Source organism: Streptomyces sp. NRRL S-1813, assembly GCF_000719605.1.
Lineage (GTDB): Bacteria > Actinomycetota > Actinomycetes > Streptomycetales > Streptomycetaceae > Streptomyces > Streptomyces decoyicus.
This window is the reverse complement of record NZ_JOHB01000018.1, coordinates 1-26,631: the sequence shown is the minus strand read 5'-3', so window position 1 is coordinate 26,631 and position 26,631 is coordinate 1. Positions and strand designations below refer to the sequence as shown.

Sequence of the window (26,631 nt, the reverse complement as noted above, 5' to 3'; positions counted from 1 at the left end):
AGGGGCCGGGGCAGGGGCGCGGTCAGGGGCAGGGGCACGGGCCCGCTCGGGGGCGTGGGCAGGAGCATGGGCGAGGGAAGGGACGCGGCCGGGAAGCGGACCGGCGCCGGGAAGAGGGTCAGGTGCAGCAGTCCGGAGCCGCGACCGGGGCCGGGTCCGGGTCCGGGTCCGGGTCCGGGTCCGGAAGCGGTGTGGGGCTCGACGGCGGGGGGCTCGACGGTGCGCGGGAGCGCTGGGTGCGGACCGGCGGTATCGAGCTGTGCGTCGCCGAGCTGGGGGATCCGGCCCGGCCCACGGTGCTGCTGGTGCACGGCTATCCGGACAGCAAGGAGGTGTGGTCCGAGGTCGCCCGCGGCCTGGCCGACCGGTTCCATGTGGTGCTCTACGACGTCCGGGGCTGCGGCCGGTCCACCGCCCCGAAGCCGCTGCGAGGTGGCTTCACGCTGGAGAAACTGACGGACGACTTCCTGGCCGTCGCCGACGCCGTCAGCCCCGACCGCCCGGTCCATCTGGTCGGCCACGACTGGGGCTCGGTGCAGGCCTGGGAGTTCGCCACGGTGCAGCGCACGGAGGGCCGGATCGCCTCCTTCACCTCCATGTCGGGCCCGTCCCTGGACCACTTCGGCCACTGGATCAAGAAACGGATGGCTCGCCCCACCCCCCGGCGCGCCGCCCAACTCCTCAACCAGAGCGCCAAGTCCTGGTACGTCTACCTGCTGCACACGCCCGTGCTGCCGGAGCTGGCGTGGAAGGGCCCGCTCGGCAAGCGCTGGCCCCAGATCCTCCAGCGGGTGGAGAAAGTGCCGGGCGGTGACTACCCGACCGCTTCGCTGCCGACCGATGCGGCCCATGGCGCCTGGCTCTACCGCGACAATATTCGCCCTCGGCTCCGCCGCCCCCGCGCCGACGCCTATGCACACTGCCCGGTCCAGCTCATCACCCCCACCGGCGACGCCTTCCTCTCCCAGCGGCTGTACGACGATCTGGAGCAGTGGGCTCCCCAGCTGGTACGCCGCACCCTCCCGGCCAAGCACTGGGTGCCGCGCACCCGGCCCGACCAGCTCGTCTCCTGGATCGGTGAGTTCGTCACCGCGAAGGAAGAGGGGGATCCCGCCAAGCAGGTCGTGGCGTCCGGCCCGCACGCCGACCGGTTCGGCGGACAGCTGGTGCTGGTGACCGGTGCGGCGGGCGGCATCGGCCGGGCGACGGCGTTCGCCTTCGCCGAGGCCGGCGCGCGGATCATCGCCGTCGACCGGGACGTCGAGGGCGCTGCACGGACCGCCGAGATGTCCCGGCTGATCGGTGCACCGCAGGCCTGGGCGGAGGTCGTCGACGTCTCCGACGAGGCGGCGATGGAGAAGCTCGCCGACAAGATCGACGCCGAGTACGGCCCCGTCGACGTGCTGGTGAACAACGCCGGCATCGGCCTGTCCGGCTCCTTCCTACAGACCAGCACCGAGGACTGGAAGAAGGTCCTGGACGTCAATCTGTGGGGCGTCATCCACGGCTGCCGGATCTTCGGCACGCGGATGGCGCGCCGCGGACAGGGCGGCCATATCGTCAACATCGCCTCGGCCGCCGCCTTCCAGCCCTCGAGGGTGCTGCCCGCCTACAGCACGTCGAAGGCGGCCGTCCTGATGCTCAGCGAGTGTCTGCGAGCCGAACTGGCCGGTCAGGGCATCGGCGTCTCGGCCATCTGTCCGGGGCTGGTCAACACCGGCATCACCACCACGGCCCGCTTCACCGGCGTCTCGGCCGAGGAGGAAAAGCGCCGCCAGGCCAAGGCCGCGCGGATGTACCGGCTGCGCAACTACCCGCCGGAGAAGGTCGCCGACGCCATCCTGCGTGCCGTGGTCCGCAACCAGGCGGTGGTGCCGGTCACCCCCGAAGCACGCGGCGCCCATCTGATGTCCCGCTTCGCCCCCCGCGCGCTACGCGCCCTCGCCCGCTTCGAGCCCCGGCTCTAGGCGCGACGCTCGGCCCGTATCCGTATCCGTATCCGTATCCGTATCCGTATCCGGATCTGCATTCCGCATCCGTACCGGTACCCGTTGCCGGGCGCCCCTCCACGGACCGCCCCGTGTCTGCCGGCGGGCGCCCGGCCCCGCACCGACCCATATCCGTCAGCGGGCGCCCGCCCACGCATCCGTCCCGGATCCGCCGCCGTACGGCCCGGGGCGGTGGCCCTCGCCACGACCCCGGAGACGCTTCCGGCCGCGCCGGGCCCGGCCGCCTCGCCGTCAACCGGAGAACGCGCACGTCAGGAGCCACGCATGAGTACGCCGCAATTCCCGTCACCCTCCCGGCCGGGCACCCTGTCGGCCACTGACGAGCACCCCCCGATATCGCCGCGCCGGGTGTCATTCGACTGGGCGGAGACTCCACTGCTGTGGATACCGGACGAGCCCACTGCCACTCACGTCATCAATGTGCTGCATCTGCTGCTCCCCGCGGGCGAGCGATGGTTCGTCAAGGTCTTCAAAGAGGCCCTGCCTCAGGTCCGGGACGAGCACCTCCTCAAGGACGTCAAGGGCTTCATGGGCCAGGAAGCCACCCACAGCGTCCAACACTCCTACGTTCTCGATCACTTGGCCCATCAGGGCCTGGATACCCGCCCCTACACCCGGCACATCGACTTCCTGTTCACCTGCCTCCTGGGCGAGAAACCCCCCTTCGGCATCCCGGTGTCCGACCAGGAATGGCTGCGCTTCCGGCTCTCGGTCATCGCCGCCATCGAGCAGTTCACCGCCGTGCTCGGCGACTGGGTGCTGGACGCCGACGGTCTCGACCGCGCCGGACCCGACCCGGTGATGCTCGACCTGCTGCGCTGGCATGGCGCGGAAGAGGTCGAGCACCGCGCGGTCGCCTTCGACATGTACCAGCACACCGGCGGTGAGGACCCCGCCCGCTATGCCCGCCGCGTCCTGGGCATGGCCGTGACGGCCCCCGTCCTGCTCTACCTCTGGGGCTGGGGCGCGGCCTATCTCCTCCGGAACGATCCGCAGCTCGCCACCCGGTCCCGCTACTCGCTGCGCGAGCACAACCGCGCCGTGCGCAAGGGGCTGCTGCCCACCTGGCGTGCGCTGGGAGCGGCGATACCGCGGTATCTGCGGCGGTCGTACCATCCCTCGCAGGAAGGGTCGCTGCGCACGGCCGTCGCCTACCTGGCGTCCTCCCCGGCCGCACGGGCCGCGGCGGGCGCGGTGGGCCGCGCGGCCCTCTCGTAGCGCGCGGCCGTCTCGTGAGGAGCACCGCAGTGACCGAGCAGCCGCCGACGGCCGAATACCGCATCGAGGACCTGGCGCACCTCAGCGGCGCCACGGTCCGCACGATCCGCGCCTATCAGGACCGGGGGCTGCTCCCCCGCCCGGAACGCCGTGGCCGGGCCAACGTCTACGGCGAGACCCATCTGGCCCGGCTGCGCCAGATCTCCGATCTGCTCGACCGTGGTTACACCCTCGCCAGCATCAAGGAACTCCTCGCGGCCTGGGACGCGGGCCTCGACCTGGGCGGCGTCCTGGGCCTGGTCGCCGAGATCGACGGGCCGTGGACCGATGAGGAGGCGTCCCGCATCAGCCGCCCGGACCTGGACGCCGCCTTCGGGGGCACCTCCGACGAGGAAGCGATCGCCGAGGCCGTCGAACTGGGCGTCCTGGAGCGCATCCCCGGCAAGGACGACGAGTTCCTCGTCCCCAGCCCGCAGGAACTCGCCGTCGCCGCCGAACTCCACTCCGCCGGCGTCCCCCTCCTGGCGATCTCCGGTCATCTGCGGGAACTGCGAGGCCAGGTCGAGCACATCGCCTCCCGCTTCCTGGACTTCACCACCGAGCATGTCTTCCAGCCCTTCCTTGACCATCCGCCCACCGATGCCGAGGCTGCGGAGGCCGCCGCCCTCGTACGCCGACTACGCCCTCTGGCCCAACAGACCATCGACGCCGAACTCGCCCGCGCCATGCGCACCCTGGCCACCCGGTACCTGCGCCATCACCTCAGCGAGGCACTACCAGCAGAGGCCGAGCCAGTGGCAAAGGCGGGGACAGCGGCAAAGCCAGTGGCGAAGGCGGAAGCAGTGGCGGAGGCAGTGGCGGAGGCAGTGGCGGCCGCCCCCGGGCCGGTCACGGACCCCCGTACCGCGACCGGCCCGACAGCGGCGCCCGAGGCGGTGCTGCTCCCCGCCGAGGCCGTGCAGGCCGTGCGCGCTCTGGTGGGCGCGGAGAACACGGCCGCCTTTATCGCCGCCGCCGCACACCGCGAGGTGCAGGCCCGCACCATGGACACCCTGGCGGCAGACGGAGGGGGGACCGCATCGGGGTGTGGGAGCCAGGCCACGTCGGCGGGCGGAGGCGGGACCGCGTCTGCGGCGGATGCGGCGGCCGGCGCCGACACCCACACCGAGCACCAGGCCGGCAACGAGCCCTAGTCCGCCACGCGGGCGCCCTTCCCACCATCCGGCCGTGTCCCGGCGACCGGGCCCTCCCCCCACCACCACCGGCCCTTGTCCCGACGGCCTCGCCCTGTTCCGACGCCCCCGCCCCGACACCGAGTCCACGTCAGCGCGCACGCCCACACCGCACTCCCCCGGGGCGCCGAGCCCCCAGCCCCGCCCGCACCCTCGTACCCCGTCTTGAGTTGTCAAGGATCAGGCGGTCCGCAATCCCCTCACCGCGTCCTTCGGTGTCGTCACCTGACCGGATCCGGCAGCCAGTTGCCATGGAAGCCGTACGGCACTCGCTGCGGGAGGTGGACCGTGGCGACCGGGTCGGCGGATATGTCCTCCGCGTCGAGTACGACGAGATCGCTGGTGTCCGTGGAGGCGTCGTAGACATAGGTGAGCAGCCAGCCCGGCCCTCCCGGACGGTCGTCCGCCGGGGCGAAGACCGCTTCGGCCGGAGTGCGCCCCGGACCGAAGTCATGGCGGACGACGGCACCGGTCTCCAGGTCGTAGCGGAGCAGGGCACCGGGTATCGGGCCGCTGCCCGGCAGCTCGCCGGTGGTGGCATGGCCGAAGCGGGCCGGCAGCCCGGCGAGCCGGTCGTCCACCCTGGGGAACTCGCAGAACCGGTCGTCGAGTTGTTCCTCGGTGACCGTGCCCGTCGCCAGATCGATCGTCCAGCGCCAGAGGTGGGCCGGGGTCGTGTCGCCGAATTCGGCGTAGCGGGACACGTACAGAACGATGCGCTGGTCGCCGTCGTCGTGGGCATTCAGGGCATGGAAGACATAGCAGGGGTCTATGGGCAGCCAGCGGACCTCGCCATAGGGGTCGTCACGCCGCAGCACCCCCAGCCGGGCGCCGTACTCCGGGTTCCAGTGGAACGGCATGCCGGGGCGGTTGCGGTCGAAGACGACCGGGAGGTCCATGAAGACGACATGGCCGGCGGTCAGATGGAAGTCGTGCATCATCGTGTGCCCCGGAACATCGATGGGGCGGCTGATCACCAACTCCCCTGACACGTCGGCACGGTGGTAGGTGAGATGGGGCGGAGTGGGCCCGCCGTAGCCGAAGAAATGCAGCTCGCCGGTTGTGGGGCAGGTCTTGGGGTGGGCGGTCATGGCCGTGGTGAGCCGGCCCCCGAAGTCATGGGCGCCGAGGGTCTCCAGCTCATGGCCGGGGCGGCAGTCGATTTCGTAGGGGAACGACGACTCGACCAGTGCGAGGGTGCGTCCGGCGTGCCGGACGATATGGGTGTTGGCCACGCCCGCCGCCAGATTGCGGCGGCCTTGCGCGTCCACCGGCCGCGCCCCGTCGGTGAAGGTGGAGGTGCGGACCCAGCGGTTGCGGTAGGAGACGGCCCGGCCGCCCTCCAGGCGCAGGCCATGGACCATGCCGTCGCCGAAGAACCAGTGCGGAGTGGCGGCGTCCCGCGGGTTGGGGCCGTTACGGAGGAACCAGCCGCTGAGCTCGGGCGGAATCGTGCCCGTGACCGGGAGGTCGTAGGCGGTCAGCTCCTCCTTCACCGGGGCGAAGTTGCCTGCCATATGAGGCGCGGGGGCACGGGATTCGGTGGCGGTGCTCGGGGGTGTGGTGGTCATGCCGCCATGCCTCCTTGGGTGGCAGTCCGCGCGCCGGAGTTCTCCATGAAGCGGGCACGGGCCCGCTCCGGGTAGGCGGCGGTGAAGCGGACGGGAAGGACGAATCCGGCGATCTGGATGACGATCGAGAAGATGACGTTCACCGCATAGGCGGAGACGACGGTCTGGGCGATCGCGGTGAGAGTGAAGGACACCGCCCACACGCTCGTGAGCACGACATTGATGCGGCGGAACAGCGGGGTGTGCCAGACCTCCGGCGGGGCCATCCGCCGCGCGATCGCCATCGTGAAGGGCCGCTGCACGGCGATCGACACCCAGGCGATGAGCGCCAGCCAGCCCATCGACAGGGCACTGCCGTACAGCTGGAGACCGCTGTCGGGACGGGAGAAGGCCAGCACGCCGAGGGCCGTGAAGTACACGATCGTGCCGTACTCCAGCAGGCGGTAGTCGAGGGAAAGACCGGCGGCTCGGTCGGCGACGAGCAGCGCGACGGATATCGCCAGGCCCGCGAGCGCGCCCCACTGCCAGCCGACGGAGGACACCCCCGCAAAGGCCAGCCACGGAATGAAGTTCCGCAGGTAGTTCATAATTCCCCCTCATCACTCGCGACCGCACGCACGCACGACCGCACGCCTCGACGCCGGGACGAGCGGCCGCATCCGCAGCACCCGCATCCGCATCACATTCCAACTTCGACATGTCGAACATAGAACCTCCACCTTTGACATGTCAACAGTGGAAGGTAAAGTGCTGACCATGAGCCTGAGACATGCCGTGCTGGGCCTGCTGGCCGAGGCTCCGGCGAGCGGATACGACCTGATGAAGCTGTTCAACGCCTCGCTGTCGAGCGTCTGGCCGGCCACACAGAGCCAGGTGTACGGCGAGCTCACCAAGCTCACGACCGCCGGTCTCGTCGAGGTCGCCGCCCACGGCCCCCGCGGCCGCAAGGAATACGCGATCACCGATGACGGCATGGCAGAGCTGCGCCACTGGCTCACCGAGGTCGAGCCCAGCGGCCCACAGCGCCATGCCGGCGTGCTGCGCGTCTTCTTCCTCGGCGTCGTCACACCACTCGAGGCACAGACCTATCTCCTGCATCAGGCCGAGCGCGCCGCGCGGACCCGCGCCACCCTCGAGCACATCGAAAAGACCGCCGAGTGGGACGAGGAGATGATTTCGGTCTACGGGCGGATCGCGCTGGAGTACGGCCTGCGGATGTCGGCGACCCAGGAGGAATGGGCCCGTTGGGCAGCTGACGAGGTGACCAGCGCGAAGGCGAGAAAGGCGAGTGAACTCGCGAGGGCGCAGCACAAGGAAGGCCGGCAGAGCCAAGAGGAGTGACGGGCCGGCCGGGCGCGGGTTGTCGATGCCCTCGGTTCACCCCACAGGTCCGCGGGGCGAGCGCCGCCGAGGCGGCGGCCCGGCACCTGCCGCGGCTCCCGGCCCGCAATTCAGGTGCCGTCGCACGCCTTGCGCGGCACTCTGGAGACATGAACAACCAGCGCTCCGTGCGCATCTCGAAGTATCTGGCGAAACATCTGCGCCATGAACCGGAGCGGATCGGCCTCACCCTCGACCCCCAGGGCTGGGTGCCCGTGGAAGAGCTCATGGCAGCGGCCGCGCGGCATGGATTCCGTTTCTCCCGGGCGGAGTTGGAGGCAGTCGTCGTCGGCAACGACAAGCAGCGATACGCCATCGAGGACGGCCGGATCCGCGCCCAGCAGGGCCACTCGGTACGTGTCGACCTCGATCTGCCGCCGGCCGTTCCGCCCGCCCAGCTCTTCCACGGCACGGTGGTCCACAGTGTGGCCGCCATCCGGGACGAGGGGCTGCGGCCGATGTCGCGGCACGCCGTCCATCTCTCGCCCGACCGTGAGACCGCGACCCGGGTGGGCGCGCGGCGCGGCAAGCCCGTGGTCCTCACCGTCGACGCGGCCGCCATGCACCGCGCCGGCCATGTCTTCCGGGTCAGCGGCAACGGGGTCTGGCTCACCGGCCATGTACCGGCACAGTTCCTGCAATTCCCGGGCTGAGCCACCGCCCCCGTAGGGCAGCGCCGAGACCAGCGTCTCCAGAGGCCGGGTCGGGCCGCAACCCCTCAGAGCCCCGGCGCCCCCCACACCGGGAACCACCGCGCCAGGTCCTGCTCGATCGTCAGATCGTCCCCGAGCATCGCCCGCACCTGGAGCTCGAGCGGGTTGTCGCGCTTCTCGCCGCCGCCCTCCTTCGGGGAGAAGGGGTAGAACGTGCCGCGCTTGTAGAGGTAGACCAGCGCCAGCGACCGCTGCCGCTCATCGCGGAAACCGGCCAGCGAACACAGCAGCTGTGGACCGAAACCCGCCTCCTCCAGGGACGTATTGACCGCGTGCAGGTCGTTGACCAGGCCCGCCACGTCCTCCGGCGGATGCCGTACGAGCAGCCACGTATAGCCGTACGCGTCCTGTGTGAACTCCACCGAACCGTCCAGGAGGGAGCGCGCCTCCTCCTGGATACGCGAGAACGTCGCGCCCTCCACGCTCGCGAAACACACCGACCCCAGGCCGGTGGGTTCAAATCCGGCCGCGGCCTGGAGAGTCACCGCTGCCGACGGCAGCGCGAACAGCTGATCGAGATCGGGACGTACCGGCTTGCTGCGGCCGAGAATGGCGTCCAGAAAACCCATGCGCGCTCCTTGCTCGATACGGCCGGCCCCAGCGCCACCGTCCCTCACGCCCGCCCCAGCTCCGCCGAGATCCTGCCCAGCTGGTCCAGCCGCTGTTCCAGCGTCGGGTGCGAGGACAGCAGGCGGCTGAAGCTCTCCTTGTTGAACGCCGGGGCGAAGTAGAAGGCGTTGAACGGCTGGGCCTTGCGCAGATCTTCGGTGGGAATCCTCGCGATCTGGCCGGTGACCTTGGTCAGCGCGGCGGCCAGCGCCGAGGGACGGCCGGTCAGCAGCGCGGCGGCCCGGTCGGCGGACAGCTCGCGGTAACGGGACAGCAGCCGGGTCAGCAGGAAGCTGATCGCGTAGACGGCCACGCTCACGGCGGTCACGATGAGCACGGCGATGGCCGCGTTCTGGTCCCGGTTGCTGCGGCCGACACCGCTCCACAGCGCGGCCCTGGTGATGATCCCGGCCAGTACGCCGAGGAACGAGGCGATGGTCATCACCGCGACATCGCGGTGCGCGACATGCGAGAGCTCGTGGGCCAGCACCCCCTCCAGCTCCTCCGGCTCCAGCCGCCTGAGCAGCCCGGTGGTGGCACACACCAGCGAGTTCTTCTGGCTACGGCCGGTGGCGAACGCGTTCGGCACGTCCGACTCGGCGATCGCGACTCGCGGCTTGGGCATATCGGCCAGCGCACACAGCCGGTCGACGGCGCCGTGCAGCTCGGGCGCCTGCTCCGGTGTGACCTCGCGCGCACCCATGCTGAACGCCGCGATCCGGTCGCTGAACCAGAACTGCGCCACGAACAGGGCGCCCGAGATCAGCAGCACCACCACCCAGGCGCCTTTGAGCAGCACCACCAGCACGCCGACGACCACGACGTACAGCAGGCCGATGAAGAACATCGTCGTGACCATGCGTGTGGTCAGCCCGCGGTCCGGGGCGAATCGGGTCTGTGCCATGGCTCCTCCGCAACGCCGCATTTCGCGCAGTGCGCCGACCTGCCGCACGCCGTCCTCGCACCGCGCGCGGCGGCCCGCACACTGCGCCGCTGTCCCGATTCTCCCTCTTCAGGGCTATATGTGGGGTAAAGCCCAGGCCAGGGCGCTGCCGGGCGCGTCGGGCGGCCGGGCACCCGCGCCACCGGAGGGGCCGAGCACGGACCGGCACGGACCGGCACCGCCCCGGCGTCCGTAGGGGACCGCCGGCCGTGCTCCGTCTACCGGGCGGCCAGCTGCGCCGGCCCCTCCGTGGCGATCCGCTCGAAGACCGTGACATCGGCCTCGAAGACCGAGTCGGCGATCGGCCAGTGCAGGACCAGCTCGTCGATGCCCAGCTCTGCGTGGCGTCCGGCGAAGTCGACAAAGGCGTCGACGGAGTCCAGCGGACTGTCCGGAGTGAAGCCGGTCAGCATGATCTTCTTCAGGTCGGCGAGGTCCCGGCCCTGATCGGCACAGGCCTTGCCCAGCCGCTCGAGCTGTCCGCGGATCGCCTCACGCGACTCGTCCGGCGTTCCGCCCCCGTTGGAGACCTTGGGATCGCCGGTCGTCACCCAGGCCTGGCCGTACCGGGCGGCCAGCTTCAGCCCGCGCGGCCCGGTGGCCGCCACCGCGAACGGCAGCCGCGGCCGCTGCACACAACCGGGGATGTTGCGGACCTCGTGCCCGGAGTAGTGGTCGCCGGCGTAGGAGACGACATCCTGGGTCAGCAGCCGGTCCAGCAGCCCGACGAACTCGGCGAAGCGGTCGGCCCGTTCCCGCGGCGCCCAGGGCTCCTGGCCGAGCGCGGTGGCGTCGAAGCCGTTGCCGCCGGCCCCGATGCCCAGGGTGATCCGGCCGTCGCTGATGTCGTCGAGTGAGATCAGTTCCTTGGCGAGGGTGACCGGATGCCGGAAGTTCGGCGAGGTGACAAGGGTGCCCAGTCGCATCCGGGAGGTCGCGGCGGCGGCCGCGGTCAGCGTCGGCAGGGCGCCGAACCAGGCCTGGTCCCGGAAGCTCCGCCACGAGAGGTGGTCATAGGTGTACGCGGCGTGGAAGCCCAGCTCCTCGGCGCGCTGCCACGCCTCCCGTCCGCCTTGGGACCAACGGCGGACAGGGAGTATCACGGTGCTCAGTCGCATACCCCCGAGCGTACGGCCGGCCGGGCGGTGCGGACGCTCCGCTGCCCTGCCGCGAGCGGCTCCGCCTGCCTGTCCGCACGCCCTCGGCCTGCCACCGCCGGCTCATGCCGCGCAACCCACCGCACGCCTGTGCACGGCGGTACGGGAAGATGGCCCCGTGACTGATGCCCCCGCCACGCCACCACGGGCGCCCGAAACGGCCGTTGCGCCCCGGCTGATCGCCACCGACCTGGACGGCACGCTGCTGCACGACGACAAGACGGTCTCCGACCGGACGATCGCCGCGCTTGCCGCCGCGGAGCAGGTCGGCATCGAGGTGTTCTTCGTCACCGGGCGTCCGGCCCGCTGGATGGGCGTGGTCAGCGACCATGTGCACGGTCACGGTCTGGCGATCTGCGCGAACGGCGCGGCCGTCGTCGATCTGCACCGCGGCGGCCGGATCGTCGAGGTCAGCCCCCTGGAGCGGACCGTCGCCCTGGCCGTCGTGGACGCGCTGCGCAGCGCCGCGCCCGGCACCTCGTTCGCGGTCGAGCGCACCGGCGGCATCCACTACGAGCCGCAGTACCCGCCCCTCCTCCTGGACCCGGCCGCGGCCGTCGCGCCGGCGGAGAAGCTGCTCGCCGACGACTTCGTCTCGACGCTGTGCCCGGAGGCGAACGAGCCGGACGCCACCCGCGGGCCGGACGGCCGGTCCGATGCCGCCCACAGCCCCACCGGTCCCGCAGGCCCCGCCTTCCCCGACCAGCCGGTGATCAAGCTGCTGGCACACCACCCCGATCTGGACCCCGACGCGTTCCTCCAGCTGGCCCGTACGGCGGCGGGCGGTCTCGCGTCCTTCACCCGGTCCAGCCCCACCGCCCTCCTGGAGATCAGCGGGCCCGGCGTCAGCAAGGCCGGCACCCTGGCCCGCTGCTGTGCGGAGCGCGGCATCTCCCCGGACGAGGTCGTCGCCTTCGGGGACATGCCGAACGACATAGAGATGCTGAGCTGGGCCGGCACCTCCTACGCCATGGCCAACGCGCACCCGGACGTGCTGGCCGCCACGACGAGCCGTACCTCATCCAACAACGACGACGGTGTCGCGGCCGTCATCGAGCGGATCCTGCATGACGGCGGCCCACGGGGCACCCGCTCACACTGAAGTCCACAACTCACACCGAAGCGGCCGGGGCTGCGGCAGCCGCCGGCCGCACGTCGGCGCCCGCCCTGCCCCTCACAGCGGTGCCTCCCACCTGACCATCGTCCCCGTGCCCTCCGCGCCCAGCCCCGTGCCGTCCGCGCCCAGCCCCGGGCCGTAGGAGCTGGAGCCGCCCAGTGACTCCGCGCGCTTGGCGAGGTTCTTGAGGCCGCTGCGGCGACCGCCGTCCGAGATGCCGATGCCGTCGTCGGCGACCGTCAGACGGACGCCGTCGGCACCGTCCGGAAGACGGATCGTGGCGTCGACGACGACCTCGATCCGGGAGGCCTGGGCGTGCCGGAAGGCGTTCGACAGCGCCTCACGCAGCGCCGCGATCAGGTTTTTGCCGGTCAGCTCGCCGACCCGGGAGTCGACCGGGCCGATGAAGCCGGCCGACGGCTGGAAGCCGAGCGGTACGGCGGCGGTGCCGATCTCGCGCAGGACCCTGGTCCGCAGCCCGGACGGCGCCTCGGCCGGGCCCTGCTGGAGGGCGAAGATCGCGGTCCTGATCTCCTGGATGGTGACGTCCAGCTCGTCCACCGCCTTGCCGACGCCCTGTGCCACCTCGGGCACGACGGATCTGCGCTGTGCGCTCTCCAGGATCATGCCCGTCGCGAACAGTCGTTGAATGACGAGATCGTGCAGGTCGCGGGCGATCCGGTCGCGGTCCTCGTAGACGGCGAGCCGCTCTCGGTCGCGCTGGGCGTCGGCCAGCACCAGCGCCAGCGCGGCCTGCGCCGCGAACTGGGTGGCCAGCGTCCGCTCGGCACCGGTGAACGGGCGGGCGCCCCGGGCCCGCGGGGTCGCCAGGGTGCCGAGCACCCGTCCGCCGCTTTTGAGCGGCAGCATCATGCTGGGGCCGAAACGGGCCGCGATGTCGGTGACCATCCGTGGATCGGTGGCCGAGTCGTGCACGAACACCGGCTCCCCGGCGAGGAGTTGTTCGACCACCGGGCTGTCGGGCGGAATCTGCGTCCCCATGATCCCGGCGGGGTCGTCCGCCGACACCGCGACGATCTCCAGACCGCCCTCCTCGTCGGGCAGCAGCACGATGCCGGCCGCCGAGTCCGCCAGCTTGCGGGCCTGCTCGGCGACCACCGCCAGTGCGTCGTCGACATCGCTGCCGGCGAGGAGTTCGGTGGTCACCGCCACGGAGCCGTCGATCCACCGCTCCCGCTGCCGGGTGGCCGCATGCCCCCTGGCGTTGCCGATCGCGATACCGGCCTCGGTGGCCAGCACCCGCACCATGTGCAGATCTTCCTCACTGAACTCCGCACCGCCACGCTTCTCCGTCAGATAGAGATTGCCGAAGATCTCGCCCTGGACGCGGATCGGCACCCCGAGGAACGTCCGCATCGGCGGGTGTCCGGCCGGGAACCCGGCCGACCGGGGGTCCTTCGTGAGGTCGCCCAGACGCAGTGGCTTGGGATCATGGATGAGCGCGCCGAGCAGGCCCTTGTGACCGTCGGGCAGCGCGCCGATCCGCTCGTGCGCTGCCCCGTTCACGCCGTACGTCACAAAGTCCGACAGCCCCTCGCGGGCATCGTCGATGATCCCGATCGCGGCATAGCGGGCGTCGGCGAGCTCGGCGGCGGTCTCCACGATCCGGTCCAGGGTGATGTGCAGATCAAGACCCGCGCCGACCGTACGCATCGCTTCCAGCAGCTGCGGCACCCGCGCGGTCAGCTCGGACGACAGGCCCTGGAGGCTGCGGGTCGCCTCGGTGGCGGCGTCCATGGGGTCGGGAGCCGCGCTCGCGCCCTCGCTCCCGGGGCCCCTGGGGTCCGGGGGTGGGGGTTCTGCCGTGGCTGCCATGCCTTGAGCCTAATAACGGCTGATTTCCGGGGAAAGTCCAGTTATGCGGGGGAGGCCAGTGCGGGGCCGGGGACCGGCCGCGCGCCGCTTGACGCCATCGGCCGCGCGCCGCGTCATGCCACCGGCTGCGCGTCGCCCTGTGCCACCACCTGCACCTCGCCGTACGCCGCGTCCACCGCCCGCTCGCGCTCCAGCATCCGCCGGAACGGCCCCTCGGCCGCGGCCAGCTCCGTGTAACTCCCGCGCTGCACGGCCCGCCCCTGGTCCAGGACCAGCACCTCGTCGACCGCATCGAGACCGGTGAGCCGGTGGGTGATCAGGACCGTCGTACGGCCCTCGGTCGCGGCCAGCAGATCGGCGGTGAGCGCATCGGCGGTGGCCAGATCGAGGTGCTCGGCGGGCTCGTCCAGGACGAGTACCGGGAACTCCGCGAGCAGCGCACGCGCCAGGGCCAGTCGCTGCCGCTGGCCGCCGGACAGCCGGGCGCCGTGCTCCCCGACCATGGTGTCCAGGCCGTCGGGCAGCCCGCGCACCCAGTCCGCGAGCCGTGCCCGGATGAGCGCGTCCCACAGGTCCTGGTCACCGTCGCCCGCGGCGTCCCGCCGGCCCCGGCGGGCGAGCTTGAGGTTCTCCCGCAGCGAGCTGTCGAAGAGGTGCGCGTCCTGCGCACACAGCCCCACCAGCCGCCGGACCGCGTCACCGTCCACCGCCTGGGCGTCCGTTCCGGCCAGCGTGTACGTCCCCGCCTCCCGGTCCAGGAAGCGCAGCAGCACCTGCGCCAGCGTCGTCTTGCCGGAGCCGGACGGGCCCACGACGGCGAGCCGGCGGCCGGCCGTCAGGGTGAAGCCGACGCCGTCCAGCGCCGGCCGGTCCTGTCCCGGGTGGCGCGCGGTCAGATCCCGTACGGCCAGCGGGAACGGCGCCTCGGGAGCGTCGGCCGGCGTGGCCGGCTCCTGCACCGGGACCGGGGCGTCCAGCACCTCGAAGACCCGCTCGGCGGCGTGCCGGGTGCGCCGCCGGTACTGCACGGCGAGCGGCAGCCCCGCCACCGCCTCGAACGCCGCGAGCGGGGTGAGCACGACGACGGCCAGCGCGACGCCCGTCAACCGGCCCGCGTGTACGGCCTGGACACCGGCCACCGCCGCCGCGGCGACCGTCAGCCCGCACAGCAGCGCCGACAGCCCGGCGCCGGTCCCGGCCACGGTGGCCGAGCGGGCGGCGATCCGGGTCAGGTCCCGGTCCGCGCGCCGTACCGCATCCGTACGGGCACGGAGGGCGCCGGCCACCGTCAACTCGGCTGTACCGGTGAGCACATCGACGACACGGGTGGCCAGTCGTCCGCGGGCGGGGGCCACTTGGCGCTCCGCCCGACGGGCCAGCGCACCGGAGAGCACCGGCACCCCCACACCCGCGAGCAGCAGCCCGACGGCGAGGATCGCGCCGGCCTCGGGCAGCAGCCAGCCGGTGAAACCGACCGCGCCGGCGCCGACCAGCACCGCCGCCCCTGCGGGCAGCAGCCAGCGGAGGAAGTAGTCCTGTCCCGCATCGACGTCGGCCACCAGCCGCGACAGCAGATCGCCCCGGCTGCGCTCCTTGAGCCCGGCCGGGGCCAGCCGCTCCAGCCGCCGGAAGACGGCGACGCGTACGTCGGCGAGCATCCGGAACACCGCGTCATGGGCGACCAGCCGCTCGGCGTACCGGAAGACCGCACGGCCGATACCGAACGCCCTGGTCGCGGTCACCGCCACCATCAGATAGAGCACCGGCGGCTGCTGTGCCGCCCGCGAGATCAGCCAGCCGGAGGTCGCCATCAGGCCCACCGCACTGCCCAGCGCGAGGCTTCCGAGCAGCAGCGCGACCGCGAACTGCGCTCGATGGGCACGGGCCGTCCGGCGCAGCCGGGTGAGCGCCGCACCGCGGGCGAGGTCGGGCTCGGTGCCGGACTCGGGGCCCGCGTCCCAGTCCTCGGCCTCGGCCGCGGCCTCGGTGGAGCCCCGGTCCGCAGCGGCCGGTTCCACGGCCGTCTTCGCAGGCGGAGCCGCCGCGGCCGCGCCCTCACGCGGTCCCGCACGCACCACATCCATCGGCTCCGCACCGGCCGCCGCCCCCGCCGGCTCCGGCAGCCGCACCACCCGGTCCGCCACCGCCAGCAGCGCCGGCCGGTGGACGACGAGCAGGACCGTACGGCCGATCGCGAGCCGGCGGACCGCGGCCACAACGGCCTCCTCGGTGGCGCCGTCCAGGTTCGCGGTGGGCTCGTCCAGGAGCAGGATCGGACGGTCGGCGAGGAAGGCGCGGGCGAGCGCGAGGCGCTGGCGCTGGCCCGCCGAGAGCCCGGCACCGGACTCGCCGAGCCGGGTCGCCATGCCGTCCGGGAGCGCGTCGATGAAGTCCAGCGCGCCCGCGTCGCCCAGGGCGGTGCGCACCGCGGCGTCGTCCGCGTCCGGCCGCGCCAGCCGTACGTTCTCGGCGATGGTGCCGGCGAACAGATGCGGGTGCTGCGGAACCCAGGCGATCCGCTGCCGCCAGCTCTCGGGGGAGAGCGAGGCGATGTCCCGGCCGTCGACGAGGGCCCGGCCGCCGTGCGGTTCGGTGAAGCCGAGCAGCACGCTCAGCAGCGTGGACTTGCCGGCACCGGAGGGGCCGACCAGCGCGACGGTCTCGCCGGGCCGGACCTCGAACGAGGTCGCCGGAAGTGAGTCGGCGGTGCGCCCGGGGTGGCGGACCACCAGATCCTCCACGGCCAGCGCGGTGCCTTCGGGCGCGGGTGCGGTACCGGGCGCAGGCAGCGGTGTCTCCAGTACCGCGAAGATCTCCTCCGCGGCCGAGAGTCCCTCGGCCGCGGCGTGGTACTGCGCACCGACCTGCCGCAGCGGCAGATATGCCTCGGGCGCCAGTACCAGCACCATCAGGCCGGTGTAGAGGTCGAGCTCACCGTGCACCAGCCGCATACCGATGCCGACCGCGACCAGCGCGACGGAGATGGTGGCGAGGAGTTCGAGCGCGAAGGAGGAGAGAAAGGCGATCCGCAGGGTGCGCAGTGTCGCCCGGCGGTAGGCGCCGGTGATGGCCCGGATGGAGGCGGCCTGGGCCTTGGCCCGGCCGAAGACCTTGAGGGTCGGCAGGCCCTCGACGACGTCGAGGAAGTGGCCGGACAGCCGGGCGAGCAGCCGCCACTGGCGGTCCATCCGCGCCTGGGTGGCCCAGCCGATCAGGATCATGAACAGGGGGATCAGCGGAAGGGTGAGGGCGATGGTGAGCGCGGAGATCCAGTCCCCGGTGACGATCCTGGTGAGCACCGCGAGGGGGACGACGACGGCCAGCCCCAGCTGCGGCAGATAGCGCGCGAAGTAGTCATCGAGCGCGTCGATGCCGCGGGTGGCGAGGGCGGTGAGTTCGCCGGTGCGCATCTCCAGGGTGCCCGCACCGTCGGGTGTGCCCGCGCCGGCTGTCTCCGGACCGTACGAACCCGGGGCCTGCGCCCCGCCGTCCGTGCGGCCGATCACCGCGCCGGGCCCCAGCTGCGCCGCCCGCTCGATCAGCCGCATCCGCAGCTCGGACTTGACCGCCGCGCCGGCCCGGTGCGCGGCCAGCTCGGTGAGCCAGGCGATCAGCCCCCGGCCGACGGAGATCGCGGCGAGCAGCGCCAGCGGTGTGGTCAGCGCGCCGAGATCGAGATCGTGCTGGAACGCCCCGACCACGATCTCGGCAATCAGCATCGCCTGGCCGATGACCAGGCCCGCTCCGGCAAGCCCGAGTACCACCACCGCGACGAGGAAGCCGCGGGTGGCGTGGGCGTAGCGGAGCAGACGCGGGTCGACCGGTTTCACGTGAAACATCCGTCCTGCTGAGGCCGCCCCCGGGGGGGGGCGGTGGCTCAGCTAGTGGGCATCGGCGATGTGCTGGGTACCGATCCGCTTGCGGAACACCCAGTACGTCCACCCTTGGTAGAGCATCACCAGCGGTGTGGCGAAACCGGCACACCACGTGATGATCTTCAGGGTGTAGGGGCTGGACGAGGCATTGCCGACCGTGAGGTTCCAGCTCTCGTTCAGCGTGGACGGCATGACGTTCGGGAAGAGCGTCAGGAACAGCATCGCGACGGCGGCCACGACGGTGATGCCGGAGAACGCGAACGCCCAGCCTTCGCGCCCGATCTTGTTGGCCCCGAGCGCCGCGGCCAGCGCGACCACCGCGACGATCATGGCGATCAGGCTGGTGCCGTCGCCCTTGTCGGCCTGGGTCCAGCCGAGGAATCCGACCGTCGGTACCGCAGTGAGCAATCCGAGGACGGTCGCCATCCTGCGCGCACGCTGCCGGATGTCGCCCGTCGTCTTCAGCGAGGCGAACACCGCGCCGTGGAAGGTGAACAGCGTCAGCGTGAGCAGCCCGCCCAGGATCGCGTAGGGGTTCAGCAGGTCGAGAACGCTCCCCACGTATTCCTTGTGGGCGTCGATCTTGACCCCGTGCACGATGTTGCCGAACAGCACGCCCCACAGCGCCGCGGGCAGCAGCGAGGTCCAGAAGATCGCGTTCTCCCAGTTCCGCTGCCAGCGCTCCTCGGTCCGCTTGTGGCGGTACTCGAAGGCGACCCCGCGCACGATCAGGCACACGAGGATCAGCAGCAGCGGCAGATAGAAACCGGAGAAGAGGGTGGCGTACCAGTCGGGGAAGGCGGCGAAGGTCGCACCGGCCGCGCTGATCAGCCAGACCTCGTTGCCGTCCCAGACCGGGCCGATGGTGTTGATCAGTACGCGCTTCTCCCGCCGGTCGCGGGCGAGGAGCTTGGTGTGGATGCCGATCCCGAAGTCGAACCCTTCGAGGAAGAAGTACCCGGTCCAGAGGACGGCGATAAGGACGAACCAGACGTCGTGGAGTTGCACAGTCGCCTCCTAGTACGAGAAGGCCATCGGCCGGTCGGCGTCCGTGCTGTCGCCGCCGATCTTGGTGGGCGGGTTGAGGTCGGAGTCGGTGAGCTCCTGCGGGCCGGCCTTGATGTACTTCACCAGCAGCTTGACCTCGACCACAGCGAGGATCGCGTAGAGCGCGGTGAAGACGATCATCGAGGTGAGCACCTCGCCCTGCGAGACGCCCGGGGACACCGCGGCCGAGGTGCGCAGCACGCCGTAGACGGCCCAGGGCTGGCGGCCCATCTCGGTGAAGATCCAGCCCCACGAGTTCGCGATGAGCGGGAAGCCGAGAGTGACAAAGGCGAGCGACCAGTACCACTTGCTCAGACGGGCACCGAGCACCTTGTTCTTGGTGAGCGCGAGGAGCGGTGGCTCCTCGTCCCCCGTACGCAGCCCCGGCGCCAGCCAGAACTTCTTACGGGTGAGCCAGAGCCCGGCGAGCCCGATGGCGAAGGACGACATACCGAAGCCGATCATCCAGCGGAAGCCCCAGTAGGCGACCGGGATGTTGGGCCGGTAGTCGCCGGGACCGTACTGCTGCTGCTCGGACTTGTTGACGTCGTTAATGCCGGGGACCGGCGAGGTGAAGTCGTTGTGCGCGAGGAAGGAGAGCAGGCCGGGTATCTCGATGGCGACCGTGTTGTGGCCCTTGTCGACATCGCCGTAGGCGAAGACCGAGAACGGCGCCGGCTCTTCCTTGTCCCACAGCGCCTCGGCGGCGGCCATCTTCATCGGCTGCTGCTTGAACATGACCTTGCCGAGCGAGTCACCGCTGACCGCGGTGAGGATGCCCGAGATGACCAGCGTGATCAGCCCGAGCCGCAGCGACGTCCGCATGACCTTGATGTGCTTCTTGCGCATCAGATGGAAGGCGGCGATACCGACCATGAACGCGGCACCGGTCAGGAAGGCCGCGGTCAGCGTGTGGAAGACGACCACCAGGGTGGTGTCCTGGGTCAGCACCTTCCAGAAGTCGGTCAGCTCGGCACGGCCGTTCGCGGCGTTGTACTTGTAGCCGACCGGGTGCTGCATCCAGGAGTTCGCCGCGAGGATGAAGTACGCCGACAGGATCGTGCCGATCGAGACCATCCACATGCAGAAGCAGTGGATCTTCTTCGGCAGCTTGTCCCAGCCGAAGATCCACAGGCCGATGAAGGTGGACTCGAAGAAGAACGCGATGAGCGCCTCGAAGGCCAGCGGGGCACCGAAGACGTCACCGACGAACCGCGAGTAGGCGGACCAGTTCATACCGAACTGGAACTCCTGGACGATGCCGGTGACGACACCCATCGCGATATTGATCAGAAACAGCTTGCCCCAGAACTTGGTGGCCTTGAGGTACTTCTGCTTCCCCGTGCGTACCCATGCGGTCTCGAGTCCGGCCACCAGAGCGGCGAGGGAGATCGTCAGGGGGACGAACAGGAAGTGGTAGACGGTGGTGATGCCGAATTGCCATCGCGCCAGAGTCTCTGGCGCCAACGCCAGTTCCATGCCGTGCTCCTTACGTCGCCGTTGCACTACGGCAACGCCCCATTTGCGCCACATAAAGGGGCCCATACAGGACGCGCTTGTGAACGCGTTCACATTCACAAGCAATTATCTCCTACGGCTCCCAGCCATTTATGCCGGGGGGTACGTGACTGCGGTCACGCCGGAATCCAGGGCACCGGAACGCCCTTCACCTGCCACATCCCGGGCCGCATCGGCGGTGTCCCGCGCACCCGGGCCATCGTCCTCAGCGGCGCAAACCCGCGCCTCGCACAAGAGGCCGCAGGTCACGGGACCTACGACCTCTTGCCATGTCGTACGACGGCCGGTGCCACGACGCCGTTGCCACGTCCGACGACGGGCTTACAGCGCCTTGCGGAACTCCTCCGCGGCCTGGAGGAACAGGTCCATCGCCGGGCTCTCCCCGATCGTCACCCGCACCCCCTCGCCGGCGAACGGCCGCACGACCACACCGGCCCGCTCACAGGCCGCCGCGAAGTCGGCCGTCCGGTCCCCCAGCCGCAGCCAGACGAAGTTCGCCTGCGACTCGGGAACGGTCCAGCCCTGCCCGAGCAGCCCGTCCACCACCCGCGCCCGCTCGGTCACCAGCGCATCGACGCGCTCCAGCAGCGCCTTCTCGCTGCGCAGCGACGCCACCGCCGCCTCCTGCGCCAGCTGGCTCACGCCGAACGGCACCGCCGTCTTGCGCAGCGCGGCGGCCACCGGCTCATGCGCCACCGCAAAGCCGACCCGCAGCCCCGCCAGGCCGTACGCCTTGGAGAAGGTGCGCAGCACACACACATTGGGACGGTCGCGGTAGAGATCGATGCCGTCCGGCACCGCGGGATCGCGCACGAACTCGCAGTACGCCTCGTCCAGCACCACCAGCACATCGCTCGGCACCCGGTCCAGGAAGGACTCCAGCTCCGCACGGCGCACGACGGTGCCGGTGGGGTTGTTGGGGTTGCAGACGAAGATCAACCGGGTCCGGTCGGTGATCGCGGCGAGCATCGCGTCCAGGTCGTGGACCTCATCGGAGGTCAGCGGGACCTGCACGGACGTGGCGCCGGAGACCTGGGTGACGATCGGGTACGCCTCGAACGATCGCCAGGCGTAGATCACTTCATCGCCGGGCCCGGCCGTCGACTGGACCAGCTGCTGGGCCACCCCCACCGATCCAGTACCGGTCGCCAGATGCTCCAGGGGCACCGAGAACCGCTCGGACAGCTCCGCCATCAGGCCCGTGCACGCCATGTCCGGGTAGCGGTTGAAGGCGCCGGCGGCGGTCACCGCGCTCTCCAGGACGCCCGGCAGCGGCGGATAGGGGTTCTCGTTGGAGGACAGCTTGTACGTGACGGGGCCGCCGGTCGCCGCCGGCCGTCCCGGCTTGTAGGTCGGAATGCCGTCCAGCGCAGCACGCAGCTTCGGGGTCTTCTCGCTCACCGCAGGTCCTCCTCGACCGTCCTGCCCTTCTCCAATACTGCACACCTTATGAGGATTGACCCGTTCGGCGGCAGCCCCGGCCCGCCCCGAGTCCGGCACGGGGCTCCCGCACGCACCCCTGACCGCCGCCCGGGAAGCCCCGCGCAGAGCCCCGAGGGGGCGCCGTCCAGTCCGGCGCGCGCCGGTGGCCTACGCCGTGGCGCGCATCCCCCGTCAAGGTGACTTGAGACCGATACGAGACCCGAGCCGATCGACAGGCGAAGGCGCCATACCTCCCCCGGAATGATCACTTATCACGCCAACTTCCTTGGTTTTTCCGGGAATTGCTCCGTGATCGCCATGCAGAAACGTACCTCTTCACCACCGTCGACCAAGCCCCGCGAATGGCCCTAATGAGCCCTACTATCGGCTCGCCATGACAGCAGCAGGGAAGCACCAGGTGAGCCGGTCGACCGGTCGCCGGCTGGGGCGGGCGGGCATCCGGGACGTGGCCGCCGCAGCCGGTGTGTCGATCACGACTGTCTCCGACGCGCTCAACGGCAAGGGCCGGCTTCCGGATGCCACCCGTAGCCATGTCCGCGAGGTGGCCGACCGGCTGGGCTACCGCCCGTCCGCAGCCGCCCGCACCCTCCGTACCGGCAAGTCAGGACTTCTGGGCCTGACCGTGACCACGTACGGGGACGAACCTTTCACCTTCACCGAATTCGCGTACTTCGCCGAGATGGCCAGAGCCGCCACCTCAGCGGCCCTGGCCCGCGGCTATGCGCTGGTCATCCTCCCCGCGACCTCGCGCCACGACGTGTGGTCCAACGTCGCCCTGGACGGCACCGTCGTCATCGACCCCGCCGACGGCGACCCCGTCGTCACCGAACTCGTCCGGCACGGCATCCCCGTCGTCTCGGACGGCCGCCCCGGCGGCGCACTGCCCGTCACCGGCTGGGTCGACAACGATCACGAGGCGGCCGTCCTCGGCCTGCTCGACCATCTCGCCGACGCCGGCGCCCGCCGCATCGGACTGCTCACGGGCAACACCACCGACACCTACACCCGGCTGTCGACCACCGCCTATCTGCGCTGGTGCGAGCGGGTCGGCCAGGACCCGGTGTACGAGGCCTACCCGGCACACGACCCGTGCGCGGGAGCCGTCGCCGCCGACCGGCTGCTGGCCCGCCCGGACCGCCCGGACGCCGTCTACGGGCTCTTCGACCCCAACGGCACGGACCTGCTCGCCGCCGCCCGGCGGTACGGCCTGCGAGTGCCGGAGGACCTGCTGCTGGTCTGCTGTAGCGAGTCCACCCTCTACGCCGCCACCGAGCCGCCCGTCACCACCCTGTCCCTCAAGCCGCGCCGCATCGGCACCGCCGTCGTACAGATCCTCATCGACGCCATCGAGGGGCTCGACAACGGCCGGCCCGTCGAACAGGTCATACCGACGGATCTGATCGTCCGGGCCTCGTCCCAGCGACGTTCCCCGAGAACGACCGTCAGCCCGCCACGAGGACCCACCGGCGACTGAGTGTGCTCCCTCATACGAGCGACCGGGCGATCTCTTCTTCGAGGAAAAAACAGGGTGATCCCGGGATAAATCAGCCGTGAACGCCGGGCTCCGGTGGATTGACCACCCCCGGGTGCGTCACAACCCGCGATCGGCATTCCTATGATGGGCGCACGACACCGCGGACCGCCGTCGACCAGGCAAAGGTCCGAGAGGTGCACGGCGGCGCGACGGTGGAGGGGTCGATGACTCAGGGGGCCAGTCAGGGACCCATGGTGTGGACCATGGCGGGAAACGCTCCGGCGTCTGTTCCGCCGCCCGGAGTGCCCTCCGGCGCGTCCGCCGGGTCCCCCGTGCCGCCGGTCGGCCCGCCGCTCCATCTGCCCGCCGGCGCCCCGCCCGCGCCTCCTGCCGCACCTCCGGCGGCGCCCCCCGTGGTGCCGCCCGCGGCCCCGCCGGCCGAGCTGCCCGAGGAGTACACCCCGACCGCGCGCGACCTTCCGGTCATCGAGCCCGGCCGCACGGACACTCTCATCGACAGCCCCGCCGTCGTCCCGGTGCCCGAGCCGGCCCAGGAGCCCGACGCGCCCGAGGGCATGGGCCCGCTGTATGTCGTCGGCGATGTGCACGGCTACTACGACGAGCTGCGCGAGGCGCTGGCCGTCGAGGGCCTGATCGACGCCGACGGCAACTGGGCGGCCGGCAACGCGCGGCTCTGGTTCCTCGGCGACTTCACCGACCGCGGCCCCGACGGCATCGGGGTCATCGACCTCGTCATGCAGCTCTCGGCGGAGGCCGCGGCGGCCGGCGGCTACTGCAAGGCCCTGATGGGCAACCACGAACTCCTGCTGCTGGGCGCCAAGCGGTTCGGTGACACCCCCGTACAGTCCGGCGCCGGCACCGCCTCCTTCCAGGCCGCCTGGCTCCTCAACGGCGGCCAGAAGACCGATATGGACCGCCTGGAGGACCACCACCTCCAGTGGATGGCCCGGCTGGACGCCGTGATGGAGGAGGACGGGCATCTGCTCGTGCACTCCGACACCACCGCCTACCTCGAATACGGCGACTCCATCGAGGCCGTCAACGACACCGTCCACGACGTCCTCACCCGCAGCGAGGCGGACGAAGTCTGGGATCTGTTCCGCAAGTTCACCAAGCGCTTCGCCTTCCGCGACGAGGCCGGCTCGGACGCCGTCCGCGAACTCCTCGACGCCTACGGCGGCGACCGTGTCGTACACGGCCACAGCCCGATTCCCTATCTGCTGGGCGAGGTCGGGACGGAGGACAGCGAGAGCGAAGGCGTCGCGGTCGACGGTCCGCATGTCTACGCGGACGGCCTGGCCATCGCCATGGACGGCGGCATCACGATGGCCGGAAAGCTTTTGGTTGTTCAACTTCCGCTGGCGAGCTGAGCGTTATGGTGACCGGCGTGCGGCAGGCTGCGCAGTGGGCGGTCGGCACGCCGTCGGGGGAGGCACGGGCGCAATCCGGTCGTGGCATTACTCAAATTCCGTAAACTCTCTGTCACCCCGCGCCGGAGTCGCTCTACCATCGGACTATCCGTAGCAGGCTCTCCTCCGTTTCCGCCCACTGCCCGGCCAACGCCGGCCGTACGGCCCTACGGAGCATCGGGGGATCCACATGAACAGCGCTCCGCACCTGCTGAACGAGGACCGCGCGGAATTTGCGCGGCTCCTTGATGAGGCGCTGCGTACCGCCGCATACCACCCGGACGACTTCACCACCACCGCGGAAAATCACCTCAATACCGAGCAGTTGCGCACGATGGCGCTCAGCGCGACCACCGCCATCGCCGCATGCGCCACGGCCGAATACCAACGCTATGTACAGCTCCGCGCCGAGGTACGCGCTCCGGCGCCCGCACCCTCCCGCCCCGAAGCGGACAAGGCGGAGCAGAACGGGGCGGCGGACGGTAGCCCAGGACCGGCCACCGAGAGCGTCCTGAGCGAGGCCGAAACCACCGGCGCCGGACTCACCGCCATGGTCGCCGTCCTCGCCCCCGTCCTGGCCGGCATCGCCGCGGTCCTCTTCCTCCTCATCGGTTATGTGCTGCGCGCCATCAGTTCCGACAAGTCCCTGGCGGAGCCGCTGATCAGCGTCGGCTGGATCTTTGCTGCGCTGACCGCCGCAGGCACCCTCGTCGCGATGGCCGGCCTCCTCGTCACGGCCCTGCGCAACGGCTCGTCCGCACAGGCCGCCAGAGCCGATGAACTGAGGGAGGCGCTGGACCGCGCCCGTGAGGCATGGCGCCGCGCCCTCCTGGAGCGCGGCCTGCTGCCGTTTCTCCGTGAGGCCCTCACCGACCCCACAGCCGCCCCGGACGACGACCCGGCCCGCTATGTCCCGCGCCGCACCCCGTCGCCCGAGAGCCGCATTCCCACTCTCGGCTACACCCGCCCCGAGTTCACCAGCCCCGACAGCGGCTCGTCGGGGTCCCGCCCGCGCTACTCCAGCCCGGACTTCACCAGCCCGGATTACGGGGGGCCTGACCACCGGTCGGACTAGGGCCTGTCCAGCGGATCAGGGCCGGATAGGCCCTAGATGAATGAGTCCGATGTTCTCAGTGGTCGAAGGCGATCAGGGATCGTTTGATCTTGGCGCCGGTGGTCCAGTTGTGCCAGACACCTGCTGCGAGGGCGAGGAGTCGTTGGCCGGTGCGGGCGAACACTCCGGGCAGGGTTCTGCCGCCGTGATGTTCCAGGCTGAGCTGGCCTTTGAGCGTGTCGAACACGGCCTCGATCCACTGACGGACACGGGCGAGACGGCCGTGCCGGACGGGCTCGCCCTTCCGGTCCGGCCGCACCAGATGGACGCCCAGTCGCTCGGTCAGGAACGCCTCGAACTCCCGCCCGGCGAAGCCCTTGTCCGCGAGGATCACCTGACCGGAGCGGACAAGGCGGTGGTCGCGTGCCAGCAGTGCGGTCATCACCTCCCGTTCGCCGAGCTTGGGGTTCGCCAGGCACCACGACACCGGCATGCCTTCGGCGGTGGTCAGCAGGTAGAGCCGGAATCCCCAGAAGAAGCGGGAGTGGCTGCGGCAGTAGCCGTAGCCGGCGTGCCCGGCCAGTTCGGAGCGTTTGACGGTCTCGCGGGAGGCCGCGCAGGGCAGCGGTGTGGAGTCGATCAGCCGCAGGTCGTCGGTCCAGGTCGGGACCTGCCGGGCCAGGGCCTCGATCACGTCGCTGATCAGCGGTCCGGCGGCGTTGAGCCGCTTGTTGTAGGCGGACTGCTGAGGCAGGTAGCGAAAGAGGTGCCCCAGCCGGGCGTGGGCGAAGCGGATCCAGTGCCGGGCCGAGGGAAAGCCCAGCAGGACCTGGGCGACCGCGAGGCACAGCAGTTCGGCGTCTGTCAGTTTCGGGGGTCGCCCGATCCGGCGACGTGGCGCCACGTGGTCGTCGATGAACACGTACAGTGCCGCCAGAAGGGCGTCCAGGTTTGTCGTCACACACAAGCCAACGGGCGCCCTTCGCCATGGTCGCGGCCAGCACA

20 protein-coding genes are annotated in these 26,631 nt (G+C 70.9%); 9 read left to right on the top strand and 11 right to left on the bottom strand.

Annotated elements, in window-relative coordinates:
• The first annotated feature begins 191 nt into the window (after positions 1-191).
• The 3 genes from IF67_RS0123685 to IF67_RS0123675 all read left to right on the top strand — a co-directional run bounded on the left by IF67_RS0123685 (position 192) and on the right by IF67_RS0123675 (position 4,420).
• Entirely contained in the window at positions 192-1,967 is a 1,776-nt protein-coding gene (locus IF67_RS0123685; protein ID WP_030988821.1) for an SDR family oxidoreductase, read from the top strand.
• Between the two features lie 306 nt (positions 1,968-2,273).
• Complete coding sequence (locus IF67_RS0123680) at positions 2,274-3,227, top strand: metal-dependent hydrolase (RefSeq protein ID WP_078889581.1); 954 nt, start codon at positions 2,274-2,276, stop codon at positions 3,225-3,227.
• Positions 3,228-3,256: 29 nt separating this feature from the next.
• Complete coding sequence (locus IF67_RS0123675; RefSeq protein ID WP_051818493.1) at positions 3,257-4,420, top strand: MerR family transcriptional regulator; 1,164 nt, start codon at positions 3,257-3,259, stop codon at positions 4,418-4,420.
• Positions 4,421-4,680: 260 nt separating this feature from the next.
• Here the strand turns inward: IF67_RS0123675 and IF67_RS0123670 are convergent, their stop codons facing one another.
• Positions 4,681-6,030, bottom strand: coding sequence for a carotenoid oxygenase family protein (locus IF67_RS0123670; protein WP_030988814.1), 1,350 nt, complete (start codon positions 6,028-6,030; stop codon positions 4,681-4,683).
• A complete protein-coding gene (locus IF67_RS0123665) occupies positions 6,027-6,617 on the bottom strand; it encodes a hypothetical protein (RefSeq protein WP_030988812.1) in 591 nt (196 codons plus the stop codon). The genes IF67_RS0123670 and IF67_RS0123665 overlap by 4 nt, the downstream gene beginning before the upstream one ends.
• 169 nt (positions 6,618-6,786) lie before the next feature.
• On the opposite strand from IF67_RS0123665, the gene IF67_RS39475 reads away from it, so the two are divergent.
• A complete protein-coding gene (locus IF67_RS39475; protein WP_030988810.1) occupies positions 6,787-7,371 on the top strand; it encodes a PadR family transcriptional regulator in 585 nt (194 codons plus the stop codon).
• Between the two features lie 149 nt (positions 7,372-7,520).
• Entirely contained in the window at positions 7,521-8,063 is a 543-nt protein-coding gene (locus IF67_RS0123655) for an RNA 2'-phosphotransferase (protein WP_030988809.1), read from the top strand.
• Positions 8,064-8,128: 65 nt separating this feature from the next.
• Here the strand turns inward: IF67_RS0123655 and pspAB are convergent, their stop codons facing one another.
• From pspAB to IF67_RS0123640, 3 genes are all read right to left on the bottom strand, one after another.
• Positions 8,129-8,692 (bottom strand): PspA-associated protein PspAB, encoded by a 564-nt coding sequence (gene pspAB, locus IF67_RS0123650; protein WP_030075843.1) that lies wholly within the window; start codon positions 8,690-8,692, stop codon positions 8,129-8,131.
• Between the two features lie 44 nt (positions 8,693-8,736).
• Positions 8,737-9,636 carry a zinc metalloprotease HtpX gene (htpX, locus tag IF67_RS0123645; RefSeq protein WP_030988806.1) on the bottom strand — a complete coding sequence of 300 codons (900 nt, stop codon included), beginning with the start codon at positions 9,634-9,636 and terminating at the stop codon, positions 8,737-8,739.
• Positions 9,637-9,893: 257 nt separating this feature from the next.
• A complete protein-coding gene (locus IF67_RS0123640) occupies positions 9,894-10,793 on the bottom strand; it encodes an LLM class flavin-dependent oxidoreductase (protein ID WP_030988805.1) in 900 nt (299 codons plus the stop codon).
• A 157-nt stretch (positions 10,794-10,950) separates the two neighbouring features.
• Between IF67_RS0123640 and IF67_RS0123635 the strand changes: the two genes are divergently transcribed.
• On the top strand, positions 10,951-11,934 hold the full coding sequence (locus IF67_RS0123635; RefSeq protein WP_037839750.1) for a Cof-type HAD-IIB family hydrolase: 984 nt from the start codon (positions 10,951-10,953) through the stop codon (positions 11,932-11,934).
• Positions 11,935-12,006: 72 nt separating this feature from the next.
• On the opposite strand, the gene IF67_RS0123630 is transcribed toward IF67_RS0123635, so the two are convergent.
• The 5 genes from IF67_RS0123630 to hisC all read right to left on the bottom strand — a co-directional run bounded on the left by IF67_RS0123630 (position 12,007) and on the right by hisC (position 21,626).
• Positions 12,007-13,707 (bottom strand): GAF domain-containing protein, encoded by a 1,701-nt coding sequence (locus IF67_RS0123630; RefSeq protein WP_030988799.1) that lies wholly within the window; start codon positions 13,705-13,707, stop codon positions 12,007-12,009.
• 191 nt (positions 13,708-13,898) lie between these two features.
• A complete protein-coding gene (gene cydD / locus IF67_RS0123625) occupies positions 13,899-17,624 on the bottom strand; it encodes a thiol reductant ABC exporter subunit CydD (protein WP_030988796.1) in 3,726 nt (1,241 codons plus the stop codon).
• A gap of 42 nt (positions 17,625-17,666) precedes the next feature.
• Positions 17,667-18,668: a cytochrome d ubiquinol oxidase subunit II gene (gene cydB, locus IF67_RS0123620; protein WP_030988795.1), complete on the bottom strand. Its 1,002-nt coding sequence runs from the start codon at positions 18,666-18,668 to the stop codon at positions 17,667-17,669.
• Positions 18,669-18,677: 9 nt separating this feature from the next.
• A complete protein-coding gene (locus tag IF67_RS0123615) occupies positions 18,678-20,186 on the bottom strand; it encodes a cytochrome ubiquinol oxidase subunit I (protein WP_030988793.1) in 1,509 nt (502 codons plus the stop codon).
• A gap of 360 nt (positions 20,187-20,546) precedes the next feature.
• A complete protein-coding gene (gene hisC, locus IF67_RS0123610) occupies positions 20,547-21,626 on the bottom strand; it encodes a histidinol-phosphate transaminase (RefSeq protein WP_030988791.1) in 1,080 nt (359 codons plus the stop codon).
• Positions 21,627-22,041: 415 nt separating this feature from the next.
• On the opposite strand from hisC, the gene IF67_RS0123605 reads away from it, so the two are divergent.
• The 3 genes from IF67_RS0123605 to IF67_RS0123595 all read left to right on the top strand — a co-directional run bounded on the left by IF67_RS0123605 (position 22,042) and on the right by IF67_RS0123595 (position 25,647).
• On the top strand, positions 22,042-23,142 hold the full coding sequence (locus tag IF67_RS0123605; protein ID WP_030988789.1) for a LacI family DNA-binding transcriptional regulator: 1,101 nt from the start codon (positions 22,042-22,044) through the stop codon (positions 23,140-23,142).
• 263 nt (positions 23,143-23,405) lie between these two features.
• Complete coding sequence (locus IF67_RS0123600) at positions 23,406-24,533, top strand: metallophosphoesterase (RefSeq protein ID WP_234341271.1); 1,128 nt, start codon at positions 23,406-23,408, stop codon at positions 24,531-24,533.
• 229 nt (positions 24,534-24,762) lie between these two features.
• A complete protein-coding gene (locus IF67_RS0123595) occupies positions 24,763-25,647 on the top strand; it encodes a hypothetical protein (protein ID WP_030988785.1) in 885 nt (294 codons plus the stop codon).
• A 55-nt stretch (positions 25,648-25,702) separates the two neighbouring features.
• Here the strand turns inward: IF67_RS0123595 and IF67_RS0123590 are convergent, their stop codons facing one another.
• On the bottom strand, positions 25,703-26,587 hold the full coding sequence (locus IF67_RS0123590) for an IS982 family transposase (protein ID WP_030988783.1): 885 nt from the start codon (positions 26,585-26,587) through the stop codon (positions 25,703-25,705).
• Positions 26,588-26,631 lie beyond the last annotated feature (44 nt).